Origin of the sequence: Enterococcus alishanensis (assembly GCF_019218635.1) — a bacterium.
GTDB classification, from domain to species: domain Bacteria; phylum Bacillota; class Bacilli; order Lactobacillales; family Enterococcaceae; genus Enterococcus_A; species Enterococcus_A alishanensis.
In genome coordinates, this window is sequence record NZ_JAHUZB010000001.1 from 504,894 (window position 1) to 517,381 (window position 12,488).

The 12,488-nt window shown below is 34.9% G+C and carries 12 protein-coding genes; 11 read left to right on the forward strand and 1 reads right to left on the reverse strand.

All coding sequences use genetic code 11. The features are described 5' to 3' along the window. Positions 1–145: 145 nt before the first annotated feature. The 11 genes from KUA55_RS02465 to KUA55_RS02515 all read left to right on the forward strand — a co-directional run bounded on the left by KUA55_RS02465 (position 146) and on the right by KUA55_RS02515 (position 11,711). Positions 146–1,498 (forward strand): alanine/glycine:cation symporter family protein, encoded by a 1,353-nt coding sequence (locus KUA55_RS02465; RefSeq protein WP_218324583.1) that lies wholly within the window; start codon positions 146–148, stop codon positions 1,496–1,498. Positions 1,499–1,723: 225 nt separating this feature from the next. Next, the gene (gene zapA, locus KUA55_RS02470; protein WP_218324584.1) at positions 1,724–2,149 is read left to right on the forward strand and encodes a cell division protein ZapA; all 426 of its coding nucleotides are present in this window, start codon (positions 1,724–1,726) and stop codon (positions 2,147–2,149) included. A gap of 12 nt (positions 2,150–2,161) precedes the next feature. Then, positions 2,162–2,710, forward strand: coding sequence for a CvpA family protein (locus KUA55_RS02475; RefSeq protein WP_218324585.1), 549 nt, complete (start codon positions 2,162–2,164; stop codon positions 2,708–2,710). Between the two features lie 53 nt (positions 2,711–2,763). Next, the gene (locus tag KUA55_RS02480; RefSeq protein ID WP_218324586.1) at positions 2,764–5,127 is read left to right on the forward strand and encodes an endonuclease MutS2; all 2,364 of its coding nucleotides are present in this window, start codon (positions 2,764–2,766) and stop codon (positions 5,125–5,127) included. A gap of 80 nt (positions 5,128–5,207) precedes the next feature. Then, positions 5,208–5,522, forward strand: a complete 315-nt coding sequence (gene trxA, locus KUA55_RS02485; RefSeq protein WP_218324587.1) for a thioredoxin — start codon at positions 5,208–5,210, stop codon at positions 5,520–5,522. Between the two features lie 91 nt (positions 5,523–5,613). Beyond that, entirely contained in the window at positions 5,614–7,389 is a 1,776-nt protein-coding gene (gene uvrC, locus KUA55_RS02490; protein ID WP_218324588.1) for an excinuclease ABC subunit UvrC, read from the forward strand. A gap of 259 nt (positions 7,390–7,648) precedes the next feature. After that, a complete protein-coding gene (locus KUA55_RS02495) occupies positions 7,649–7,963 on the forward strand; it encodes a PadR family transcriptional regulator (protein WP_218324589.1) in 315 nt (104 codons plus the stop codon). Continuing rightward, positions 7,963–8,652 (forward strand): DUF2812 domain-containing protein, encoded by a 690-nt coding sequence (locus KUA55_RS02500; protein WP_218324590.1) that lies wholly within the window; start codon positions 7,963–7,965, stop codon positions 8,650–8,652. The genes KUA55_RS02495 and KUA55_RS02500 overlap by 1 nt, the downstream gene beginning before the upstream one ends. A 17-nt stretch (positions 8,653–8,669) precedes the next feature. Next, positions 8,670–9,569, forward strand: coding sequence for an ABC transporter ATP-binding protein (locus KUA55_RS02505; protein WP_218324591.1), 900 nt, complete (start codon positions 8,670–8,672; stop codon positions 9,567–9,569). After that, a complete protein-coding gene (locus KUA55_RS02510) occupies positions 9,562–10,821 on the forward strand; it encodes an ABC transporter permease (protein ID WP_218324592.1) in 1,260 nt (419 codons plus the stop codon). Before KUA55_RS02505 ends, KUA55_RS02510 begins: the two co-directional genes overlap by 8 nt. A gap of 74 nt (positions 10,822–10,895) precedes the next feature. Further along, entirely contained in the window at positions 10,896–11,711 is an 816-nt protein-coding gene (locus KUA55_RS02515) for an aldo/keto reductase (protein WP_218324593.1), read from the forward strand. 40 nt (positions 11,712–11,751) lie between these two features. Here the strand turns inward: KUA55_RS02515 and KUA55_RS02520 are convergent, their stop codons facing one another. Then, positions 11,752–12,474: a gamma-glutamyl-gamma-aminobutyrate hydrolase family protein gene (locus tag KUA55_RS02520; RefSeq protein WP_218324594.1), complete on the reverse strand. Its 723-nt coding sequence runs from the start codon at positions 12,472–12,474 to the stop codon at positions 11,752–11,754. Between the last annotated feature and the right edge of the window lie 14 nt (positions 12,475–12,488).

Here is a 12,488-nt window from a genome sequence, read left to right on the forward strand (position 1 = left end):
ACATCCTGCACATAAAGCGTGCAGGATTTTTTTGCGTTAAAATAAAAAATATTTATGTAAAATGGAATATTTTTTTGCTTTTTCATGCTTAATACACTGAAATTATGATACAATTTTACTAATTAAAATTGAAAGGTTGGGAAAAATGGAGATTATTAATGGGATTCGAGATTTTTTGTGGGACTACATTATTATCGCACTGTTATGTTTTGCTGGTATATTCTTTTCAATTCAGACACGTTTCATTCAATTTAGAAAGTTAAAAGAAAGCTTTAAATTAACTTTCGGAAATATTTCTTTTAAAGGAACTAAGGCTGGCGATGAGGGAATGACTTCATTTCAATCGTTAATGACGTCGATTGCGGCTCAAATTGGGACTGGTAATTTGGCTGGTGTTGCTACAGCAATGGTTATGGGTGGGCCTGGTTCGGTTTTTTGGATGTGGATTAGTGCAATTTTAGGAATGGCAATTATTTATTCAGAAGCAACTCTTTCACAAATGTACCGAACTAAAAAAGGAAATGAAGTTGTTGGTGGACCAGTTTATTACATCAGAGCAGCTTTTAAAGGGACCTTAGGAAAAGTTGTTGCTGTTATTTTCTCAATATTCTTAATTTTAGCACTGGGATTTATGGGGAATATGGTACAAGCAAATTCAGTTGGTCAAGCAATGGAGGCCGCTTTTGGCATTCATCCACTAATTACCGGAGTCATTTTAGGACTAGCTAGTCTTTATGTATTTATTGGTGGAACAGAACGTGTTGCGGCTGTTACAGAAAAAATTGTACCAATCATGGCGGTATTTTTCGCAATTGTCTCAATGTTTGTAGTGATTGTAAACTTTAGAGGCATTCCAGAAGCTTTACGAGATGTTTTCGTTGGTGCTTTTAAACCAGAAGCTGTTTTAGGTGGTATCCTCGGGGTGGGTGTTAAAGAAAGTGTACGCTTTGGGATCGCACGGGGGCTCTTCACTCACGAAGCAGGAATGGGGTCCACTCCTCATGCTCATGCCTTGGCTAAAGTTTCACATCCTTCCAAACAAGGATTAGTTGCAATGATGGGAGTTTTTATTGATACAATCATTTTATTACCGATGACTGTATTTGTTATCCTAACTACTAATTCGCTTGGAATAATGCAGCATGGTGAATTTTTGGATGGTATTGAATTAACCCAATATGCTTATTCTCAAACTTTAGGTAATCTAGGGTATCCATTTATTGCAATTTGTGTCACTTTGTTTGCTTATGCAACATTGATTGGCTGGTATTTCTTTGGAGAAGTAAATATCAAGTACTTATTCGGAAAAAAAGCAGTACCGATTTATGCTGTATTAGTCGCGATTTTTATTGCCATCGGTAGTTCATTAAAAGTTGAATTTGTGTGGAGTATGGCAGACTTATTTAATGGATTAATGATTATTCCTAATATTTTAGCAATCTTAGCATTGTATAAATCAATTAAGAAAACAACGCAAGAATATGATTTAATGGATTAAAAAAATACCAGTAGAAAGTGAACATGTACTGACCCCAAAAAATTAGATCTTTGGTTTAATTTTTTTGGGTCACTTCAACAATTCCTTTTGTTGGTGTATTTTTTTATGTAAAAACAGTCGTTCATTTTCAAATTGCTATCTAATTTTTTCAAAATTGTACAAGTAGCCTTTTTTATCATATAATAAGTAGGTATTTTTAGCATATTTCCTATGGAGGGAAGTCAGATGACTCAAAACAGATATAAAGCCACTGTAGACGGTCAAGATTATACGATCATTGGTCAAGAAAGCAAACAACATATGGATATGGTGACCGCTTTAGTGAATGAACAATTGAACGAAATTAAGCAGCTTTCACCTGGAATTTCTACAGAAAAAGCCGCTATTTTATTGGCGATTAACGCAATGAGCGATCAACTTGTCAAACAAGAAGAAAATTTAAAGCTACAAAAAAGGTATACCGCTAAGGAACAAGAAGCTGCTCATAATTTAGAGCGAATAAAAAAAATCGAAGCAGTTGAAGCGGAGGCCAAAGAGATTTTACGGCAACAAGGAAAAGACGAAACCGGTATTCGGAACCATGTGGATGCACAAGATGTTGTCAATAAAAATCGTCAACGGGAGATTCAAAAACGTGCAGCAGATAAGTAAGCGAGGTCGTATATGTTAACTTTTATCATTTTATTCGCCTTTTTATTGGCTATTTATACCGGTTATCGCCGAGGAACTGCTTATCAATTAGTATTTTCGATTGGCTATTTGATTTCTTTTATTGTTGCGCGTCAGCTATATCAAAATTTAGGATCAAAGTTTGAATTGTATGTGCCGTATCCTTCAGTGACAGAAAATTCTCAAATGGTTTATTATACAGTTGAAGAGGCTTTTCGATTAGATCAAGCTTTTTATGCTGGTTTTGCTTTTCTGCTAATCTTGGGGATTGGTTGGTTATTGACACATTTTGTTGGGATTTTTTTCCGCAATTTATTATTTAAGAAATTATTACCTCGTTATGATTCATTAGTTTCAATGATTTTACAAATCATTAATTGCTATGTTGCGATTTTTTTAATTTTGAAACTGATGACCTTCGTACCAATGGGATTTGTGCAAAATCTCATCGAACAAAGTTGGTATGGTAAAATGATTATTGAACATTCTTTGATTTTGAGCCGTTTATTTGACACTTTGTGGGTTACGAATATTATAGGGTAAGGAAAAACCGAGACCAACTGGTTTCGGTTTATTTTATGTAAGAAGGTGAAATAATGAATGAACGTATATTAAAAACATTAGAATTTGAACAAGTGAAAAATCAAATTCAACAATATTTAACAACAGAACAAGGGACAGAGAATTTACGTCAACTTACGCCTTCTAGCGATAAGGAACGAGTAGCAAGTTGGCTGGCCGAAACAGCAGATGGATTAAAAGTTCAACGTCTTCGCGGTGGTATCCCAGTTCCAAAACTAAATAATATCGCACCACATATGAAACGAATTGAAATTGGCGCTAATTTAAATGGGTTAGAATTAGCCGAAGTATCACGAGTTTTATCGACCACTAGTGAAGTGGTTCGTTTTGTCGAAGATTTGCATGATAGTGAATTAGAATTTGAACGATTGTATTTTTGGCATGACCAATTAGTTACTTTACCTGAATTAAGTGGGCAGTTAAGACGTTCTGTTGAAGCGGATGGTTCGATCCGTGATGAAGCTTCAGCTGAGTTACGGACAATTCGCAGTCAGATCCGCCGCAGTGAACAAAATATTCGTGAACAATTAGATGGTTTAATTCGTGGTAAAAATGCGAAATATTTAAGTGATGCTATTGTAACGATGCGTAACGATCGCTATGTGATTCCGGTTAAACAAGAGTATCGTGGTGTTTTTGGTGGTGTTGTACATGATCAAAGTGCTTCTGGTCAAACATTATTTATGGAGCCAAAGCAAATTGTCGAATTAAATAATCGTCTACGCCAACAACAAATTGCTGAACGAAATGAAATTGAAAGGATTCTCGCTGAACTTTCTGCTAGTTTAGTACCATACCGTAAAGATATTTTACATAATGCGTATGTTCTAGGACAATTCGACTTAATGAATGCGAAAGCCCGTTTTGGAAAAGAATTAAAAGCTATTGTTCCAGCAATCAATGATGAAAATCAGGTCTTCTTCAAGCAAGCGCGTCATCCTTTAATTGATCAAGAAATGGTCGTTGCTAATGATATTATGATTGGGGAAGATTACCAGGCGATAGTTATTACTGGACCAAATACAGGTGGTAAAACAATTACTTTAAAAACTTTAGGTTTGCTGCAACTAATGGGACAAACCGGATTTCCATTACCTGTAGATGAAGATAGCCAAATGGGTATTTTCTCAGAAGTTTTTGCAGACATCGGTGATGAACAAAGTATTGAACAAAGCTTATCTACTTTTTCATCTCATATGACCAATATCGTGAATATTTTAGACAAATTTGATGAACATTCCTTGGTTTTATTCGATGAATTAGGTGCCGGAACCGACCCGCAAGAAGGAGCAGCGCTAGCAATTGCTATTTTAGATGCTGTTGGTGCGAAATCGGCTTATGTAATGGCGACAACGCATTATCCTGAATTAAAAATTTATGGTTATAATCGTCCAAACACAATTAATGCCAGCATGGAATTTGATGTAGATACATTGAGTCCAACTTATCGTTTACTGATTGGTGTACCAGGACGGAGTAATGCCTTTGAAATTTCTCGCCGTTTAGGTTTGGCTAATCAGATTATTGACAGTGCCAAACAAATTATTGATGAAGAAAGTCAAGATTTGAATGAGATGATTTCTGATTTAGAAAATCAACGTAAAGCGACGGAAACAGAATATTTGGAAGTTCGGTATTATGTGGAGGAGTCCGAAAAGCTTTATCGTGATTTAAAAAATGCTTATAGCTATTTCTTTGATGAACGAGAAAAAGAAATGGAAAATGCCCGTCAAAAGGCCAATAAAATTGTAAATGAAGCAGAAGAACAATCTGAAAAAATTATTAAAGAAATTCGCCAAATGCAGTTAAGCGGTGGGCAAGGAAATATCAAAGAGCACGAATTAATCGATGCGAAAAGTCAGTTGACCAACTTGAAACAAGCTGAACAGCTGAAAAAAAATAAAGTATTGCAAAAAGCCAAAGCCAAGAAACAATTCAAGGCTGGTGACGAAGTAATCGTCGAAACTTATGGCCAACGAGGGACACTGATTGATAAAGTCTCTAATAAAGATTGGCAAGTTCAAATCGGTATTTTGAAAATGACTATTTCAGAAGATGATATGACGCAAGTAGCCCCTTTGGAAGAGCCAAAAGCCCGCCAAGTTTCTGGTGTAAAACGGGGAAATACTGCTGGCGTAAAAATGGAATTAGATTTACGTGGTAAACGATATGAAGAAGCTTTAGCAGAAGTCGACCAATATATTGATGCAGCTTTATTAGCCGGTTATGCTCAGGTCAGAATTATTCATGGCAAAGGAACTGGCGCGTTACGTCAAGGAATTACAGACTATTTGAAAAATAATCGTCAAGTCAAAAGTTTTGAGTTTGCACCAGCAAATCAAGGTGGAAATGGTGCAACTGTGGTCACTTTTAAATAGTTTACAGTTGTAAGCAGAAAAATTTGCAGGAGAAAAACATCGTGCTATAATACATTTAGCAAATCAAAGGAGGAAGATTTATGTCACAAGTAGTTACTGATAAAACTTTCAGTCAAGAAACTGACGAAGGATTAGTTTTAATCGACTTTTGGGCAACTTGGTGTGGTCCTTGTCGCATGCAAGCACCAATTTTAGAACAATTATCTGAAGAATATGATGATAGCGAATTAAAAATCGTAAAAATGGACGTGGATGAAAATCCCGAAACTCCTTCATCGTTTGGAATCATGAGTATTCCTACTTTAGTTCTTAAAAAAGACGGCGAAATCGTCGATAAAGTGATTGGTGTACATACCAAAGACCAATTAAAAGAATTAGTTACATCACATATGTAAGCTCGTTAACAGAGTCGGGACAAAGGAAAATTTTTGTCTCGGCTTTCTTTTTGTGAGAAAATATTCCTAGCGAAAACTTAGGAGAATCCAAATGAATGAAAGAATAAAAAATAAATTAGCGCTTTTACCAGATCAACCTGGTTGTTACTTAATGAAAGATAAAAATGGCACAATTATTTATGTAGGTAAAGCTAAAATTTTAAAAAATCGTGTACGTTCTTATTTTACTGGCAGTCATAATACGAAAACTGAAAGATTGGTTAGTGAAATTGAGGACTTTGAATATATTGTTACTGAGTCTAATATTGAAGCTTTATTGTTAGAAATTAATTTAATTAAGAAAAATGATCCCAAGTATAATATCATGCTAAAAGATGATAAAACCTATCCTTTTATTAAGATCACTAATGAAGATTATCCTCGATTATTAATTACACGGAAGGTTTTAAAAGATAAAGCGTTGTATTTTGGTCCTTATCCTGATGTTGGTGCCGCAAATGAAACCAAAAAATTATTGGATCGCTTGTTTCCATTGCGAAAATGTAAAACTTTACCGAAAGAAGTTTGTTTGTATTATCATATGGGACAGTGTTTGGCTCCGTGTATTTTTGATATTCCAACAGTCCGTTATCGGGTAATGGTAAATGAAATTAAACAATTTCTAAATGGTGGTCATACAAAAATTCAGGAACAATTAGAAGTAAAAATGGCTCAAGCGGCTGAAAATATGGAATTTGAAAAGGCAGCGGAATACCGGGATCAAATTAAATCGATTGAAACAGTTATGACGAAACAAAAAATGACCAACGCTGATTTAGTTGACCGGGATGTGTTTGGATATAGTACTGACAAAGGTTGGATGTGTGTCCAAGTCTTTTTCATTCGCCAAGGCAAAGTAATTGAACGAGATGTTTCAATGTTTCCTTTTTACAATGACGCTGAAGAAGATTTTTTAACTTACTTAGGTCAGTTTTACCAAGAAAATGAACATTTTATTCCAAAAGAAGTGTTAATCCCTGACGATATTGATCAAGCCAGTGTTGAAGCCTTGTTAGATACTAAAGTTTTACAACCTCAAAGAGGCGAAAAGAAAAAATTGGTAACCTTAGCTAGTAAAAATGCTCGAGTAGCCCTAAATGAAAAATTCAATCTGATTGAACGGAGTGAAGCGCGGACAATTGGCGCTGTCGATAAATTAGGTGATGCTATGAATATTCCAGCACCAATTAGAATTGAGGCTTTTGATAATTCAAATATTATGGGAACTGATCCGGTGGCAGCTATGGTAGTCTTTATTGATGGTAAGCCTGCTAAAAAAGAATATCGGAAATATAAAATTAAGACCGTTAAAGGTCCAGATGATTATGCATCGATGCGAGAAGTTATCTATCGACGCTATTCTCGCGTATTAAAAGAAGACCTACCTTTTCCTGATTTAATTGTAATTGATGGAGGCAAAGGGCAAGTTGATGCTGCAAAGGAAGTTTTAGATAATCAACTGGGTCTAGATATTCCGATTGCTGGATTAGCCAAAGACGATAAACATAAAACCAGTGAATTGTTATTTGGAGCAGACTTGTCAGTGGTCCCACTAGAAAGAAACTCGCAGGAATTTTTCTTACTACAAAGAATTCAAGATGAAGTCCACCGTTTTGCAATTACCTTCCATCGTCAATTAAGAAGTAAAAATAGTTTTGCTTCTAAACTAGATGCGATTGATGGTTTAGGCCCTAAACGCAAAAAATTATTGTTAAAAGAATTTAAATCTTTGAAAAAAATCCAAGCAGCTTCAATTGAAGAATTAAAAATGATCGGCTTACCTCAAAAGGTTGCCGAAAATGTTTATCAAAAATTACATGAAGACTAGTGAATATTATTTCACTGGTCTTTTTTTGGTAAAGCTATTTTTTTATGATAAAACGGACGATGTAAAAGGGATTGGATAGTAATCGACGAGCAGAGATGCTATTTTTACGGCAGAAAGAGTTTCAGAATTATTAACGAACATCATTTCGATTTTTTCTTCTTATATCAAAAAAAATTAAAAATAAATTGACAAAATATATATCATTCGATAATATATCGTTAAGAGATATATCAGTGAGTGATATAGAGAAGGTGAAAAGATGGATGAAGCATTAACAGATTCGAACTATTTAATTTTGTTGGCTTTATTAAGACCACAACACGGTTATGCCATTATGAAAGAAGTCAGTGCTTTAACTGAGGGAAATTTTGAGATCGGGCCCGCTAGTATGTATACGATTTTAAAAAAATTAACCAAAAGTGGTTACATTACTTTGGAAGAAAGTACTGATCGAAAGAAAATCTATCAAATTACAGATAGTGGAAAAGAAGTTTTACGAAAAGACGTCCGACGACGAAAATTATTTTACCAATTCGGTGAGAGATTACTATCTGATGCAGGAGGCGAAGGTTAATGGGGTTGTTTGAGAAGAAATATTTACTCAGCTTAGGTGTGGCCTTTTATCCAGAAAAAGAAATGCTTCGCCTTGAAAAACAAGCTGCTAAAGGTTGGGAGTTTGAGAAGTTAAATATTTTTGGCTTTTTAGTTTTCAAGAAAGGCGTTCCACAAAACCGGCAGTATGCAGTTGATTATTTTTCTGGTAAATCAGAAGATCTCTCAGAGTATTTAGAGATGTATCAAATAAGTGGTTGGCAAAAAGTCAGTGATTTCCGAAAAAAATATTATTTTTTTTCTGCTGATAAAGATACACCTAGTATTTTTTCCGACGAAGAAAGCTATCGTGAAAAATTTAAGTTGGAATGGCGCTATAATTTTTTGCGCTCGCTGATTTATGCACTGTTCGGCTTTATTGTACTGGTAGCAATTAGTTTTATTCAAGCAGCTGAGTGGCCGGTACCTAACGGATTATTATTATTCATTGCTTTTTTTGGGCTTTTTGGTGTTTTTTTTCCGATTGGTATTTTTGCAACGATGTTGTTTTATAAATTGTTTTACCGAGATCGTACAAGATATTACAACCAACCAGATAAGTTTGCTAAAAAGCAATCGTTTATTCGCGACCAATCTATTTTACTGATTATTGGCGCAGTCATCGGAGCCGTGATTGGTGTTGGTTTCGCATTATTGTTTTCGAGTTTATAAATGAAGGAGTGGGAAGAATGTTACAAGTGGAGCAACTTAGTAAAACTTTTGGAGACTTCAAAGCGTTAGATAATTTATCTTTAACGATTGAGGATGGGAAAATTTTAGGTTTAATTGGACAAAATGGTGCCGGTAAGACGACAACATTTCGTTTGATCCTAGATTTTTTAGCAAAAGATAGCGGGAAAATATTATGGAACGGACAACCATTAACTGAGAAGGATTATAGCATCATTGGCTATTTACCAGAAGAACGAGGATTGTATCCAAAAGTATCGATTGAAGAACAATTATTGTTTTTTGCCGCTTTAAGAGGCAAGAAAAAAGCTGAAATTGTACCAAAAATTGATGAATGGATGGAAAAATTCCAAGTAAAAGGTAAGAAAACAGATAAGGTTAAATCCTTATCAAAAGGGAATCAGCAAAAGGTTCAATTGATCGCTACTTTGATTCATGAGCCTAAATTAGTTATTTTGGATGAACCTTTTTCTGGCTTGGATCCAGTGAATGCGGAACTATTAAAAGATGGCATCATTGAGTTAAAAGGTAAAGGTTCATGTGTTATTTTTTCTAGTCATAATATGGATAATGTCGAAAAAATTTGTGACAATTTAATTATGTTACGGAATGGCCAAACTGTTTTAGATGGTAAGGTTCATGAAATTCGTGAATCTTTTGGACGAACGAAACTGTATCTAGATTCTTCATTAACAGCTGCGGAATTGGATGAATTTGCTGGTGTTGAAAAAATTGTTCAAAAAGAAGATGGAACTTTTGATTTAACTTTGTCTGATCCGGAAATTGGCAAAGATATTTTCGCTAAAGCAACTGAAAATGGCTATATTCCAATGTTCAATCAGCAACCACCAACTTTAGAAGAGATATTCAAATGGAAAGCAGGTGACCAACATGAGTAAAATGGGAATTATTATTAAAGACGTTTACAAAAAAAATGTTAAATCAACAGCTTTTGTCATCATGATTTTGGCACCATTTTTGCTAATGGGTATCTTTTATTTGGCACAACATTTCTTTGGTAATACAAATGATATTAACGAAATTGGTATCATTAGTAATCAGCCGGCAGTTGCAGAACAATTAAAAAGCCAATCGTCAGAGGATTTTAATTTCAAAGTAATGGATTCAAAGAAACAAGCACAAAATCAATTGGAGAATGAAAAAATTGATGCTTATTTCGTTATCGATACAAAAGATGATGATACTGTTCAAAGTACCCTATATAGTACTTCATCATTAGGTACGACCACAGAAGGTGCGCTGACACAAATAACTAATCAATTGCAGTTGGGATTACGTGCTGGTCAGTTAAATATCAACAATCAACAAGTCGCTCATATTATTGAACCCGGGCAATTTCAAGCAAAACGTGTGAATTTTGAAGATGGTAAAATGAAAGTTGATGAGGCTGATACCGGCGCGCAATATTGGATTAGTTTTGCAACAACTATTATTATGTTTATTTTTATTATGAGTTATTCTTCAATTATTGCACAAGAAATTGCTTCAGAAAAAGGGACTCGAATTATGGAAGTTTTATTATCCAGTATGAAGGCTAAAACTCATTACTATGGGAAGCTTATTGGCGTTTTACTAGTTGCGTTGACCCAATTAATTATTTACGGTGTCGCCATTGTTGTGGGTTATCAGCAATTTAAAAATACCGATTTTATTGCTGGGATAGCTAATAATGTCACCTTTAAACATTTGTTTGGCGTAAACACAATCATTATGCTGGCCTTTATGATTTTCGGAATTTTACTTTATGCAGTATTATCTGCTTTATGTGGTTCTTTAGTTAACAAACCTGAGGACACTGCAAAGGCGATACAGCCAGTGATGTATCTTTCATTAATTGGTTATATGCTAAATATCATTATGGGGGCAGCCAATCCAACCAATATTATTGTAAAGGTCACTGCATATATTCCATTTCTTTCCTCATATAGTATGCCACTGAGACTGTCGACAGATACAGTGAGTCTTTCTGGGGCTGTAATCTCTTTAGTTGTCTTGATTGTTTTCACCATTTTATTGAACTTATTTTCAGCTCAGTTATATAAATCAAATGTATTGGTTTATAGTGAAGGTGGCATGGTGAGTGCCTTGCGCCAATCATTTTCAATTATGCGCAATGATCGGGAAAAATAATCAAAATATTTGACCAAATAAAAGATTTTCTTCAAAATAAAGTATAGTTGAAAGATTTGGAGGAGGAATTTTGTATGGAAAAAACAAAAAAATTAGCTAATGGTTTAGAAATGCCACGTTTTGGTCTAGGTGTTTGGCGTGTAGATCCGGAAGATGCAATTAATTCGGTAAAATGGGCGATTCAAGCAGGATATCGTTTAATCGATACAGCGGCAATTTATAAGAATGAAGCTGAAGTTGGTGAAGGTATTCGCCAATCTGGCGTATCACGGGAAGAGCTGTTTATTACTACAAAATTATGGAATGCTGATCAAGGCTATGAAACAGCACATCAAGCATTTGATGAAAGCTTGAAAAAATTAGGTTTAGATTATGTTGATTTATACTTGATTCATTGGCCAGTTCCAGGTAAATTTAACGATTCTTGGAAAGCGATGGAAGAAGTTTATGAAAGTGGTCGAGCAAAAGCAATTGGTGTTTCTAATTTCCATCAACACCATATTGAAGAATTAATGACAACTGCAAAAATTAAACCAATGGTTGATCAAGTTGAAATTCATCCTACGTTAACACAAGAGCCTTTGCGCAAATATTTAGCTAGTGAAAATATTGCAGTTGAAGCTTGGTCCCCACTAGGACAAGGGAAAATTTTAAGCAATCCAACTTTAATGAAAATTGCTGAAACCCATCAAAAAAGTGTAGCCCAAGTGATTATTCGCTGGCATTTACAAAGTGATATTATTGTGATTCCAAAATCAGTGCATGAAAATCGGATCAAAGAAAATTTTGATGTGTTTGATTTTGAACTAAGTCCAGATGATATGAAAGAGATCGATAGCTTAAACATTAATGAGCGTTTAGGTGGAGATCCAGATAATTTTAATTTTTAAAAAAATGAGCGTCGTCATTCAGTTGACGGCGCTCGTTTTTTTAGAATTTTTGGACAAAAAAATTGAACAATTCCTGCTCTTTAGGGTCTGCTTTATGAACTAATTCAGGATGCCATTGAACACCCAAAATCGGCACACCAGGATCTTTGCTTTCAACAGCTTCGATAATACCATCCTTGGACCAAGCAATCGCTTTTAGCGGTTCAGCTAATTCTTTTAAGGCTTGATGATGAAATGAATTGACCTGTGTTTCTTCAGCTAATAAATTTCCTAAGATAGAATTATTTGCTACTTTAATCGAATGTAAAGCAAAAGCAGGTGGTGTTGGGAACATATCGTGTTTCACTGACCAATCATTATACAAGGATAAATCTTGATAGAGATTTCCTCCTAAAGTGACATTTAAAATCTGCGTGCCACGACATACAGTAAAAATTGGTTTCTTTTGTTCAATAGCTTCTTGGATAAGAGCCATTTCAAACAAATCTCGCTCCAAACTAGTCGCACCTAACTTAGGATGAGGTTCTTCCCCATAGAGGCTAGGGGTAATATCTTGTCCACCAGCTAGCAAAAGTTTATCAATTTTTTCAATATAATCTGCTGCTAAATCGGCAAGACCAAGAGGAAGTACTAAAGGAACTCCACCTGCTTGATGGATACCATCAATAAAACCTTGGGGAGTATAACTAAAAGGTTGATCAAAAAAAGCTGTGTTATCTAAATAATGTTGGTTGGCAACAATACCAATGATTGGTTTTTTCATATAAAACTCCTTTA

Excerpts from the sequence above, each read along its gene's own strand:
- KUA55_RS02480 (WP_218324586.1), top strand. The coding sequence starts at position 2,764 with ATGAATGAACGTATATTAAAAACATTAGAATTTGAACAAGTGAAAAAT.
- zapA (WP_218324584.1), top strand. The coding sequence starts at position 1,724 with ATGACTCAAAACAGATATAAAGCCACTGTAGACGGTCAAGATTATACG.
- KUA55_RS02520 (WP_218324594.1), bottom strand. The coding sequence starts at position 12,474 with ATGAAAAAACCAATCATTGGTATTGTTGCCAACCAACATTATTTAGAT.
- KUA55_RS02465 (WP_218324583.1), top strand. The coding sequence starts at position 146 with ATGGAGATTATTAATGGGATTCGAGATTTTTTGTGGGACTACATTATT.
- KUA55_RS02475 (WP_218324585.1), top strand. The coding sequence starts at position 2,162 with ATGTTAACTTTTATCATTTTATTCGCCTTTTTATTGGCTATTTATACC.
- uvrC (WP_218324588.1), top strand. The coding sequence starts at position 5,614 with ATGAATGAAAGAATAAAAAATAAATTAGCGCTTTTACCAGATCAACCT.
- KUA55_RS02500 (WP_218324590.1), top strand. The coding sequence starts at position 7,963 with ATGGGGTTGTTTGAGAAGAAATATTTACTCAGCTTAGGTGTGGCCTTT.
- KUA55_RS02510 (WP_218324592.1), top strand. The coding sequence starts at position 9,562 with ATGAGTAAAATGGGAATTATTATTAAAGACGTTTACAAAAAAAATGTT.
- KUA55_RS02515 (WP_218324593.1), top strand. The coding sequence starts at position 10,896 with ATGGAAAAAACAAAAAAATTAGCTAATGGTTTAGAAATGCCACGTTTT.
- KUA55_RS02495 (WP_218324589.1), top strand. The coding sequence starts at position 7,649 with ATGGATGAAGCATTAACAGATTCGAACTATTTAATTTTGTTGGCTTTA.
- trxA (WP_218324587.1), top strand. The coding sequence starts at position 5,208 with ATGTCACAAGTAGTTACTGATAAAACTTTCAGTCAAGAAACTGACGAA.
- KUA55_RS02505 (WP_218324591.1), top strand. The coding sequence starts at position 8,670 with ATGTTACAAGTGGAGCAACTTAGTAAAACTTTTGGAGACTTCAAAGCG.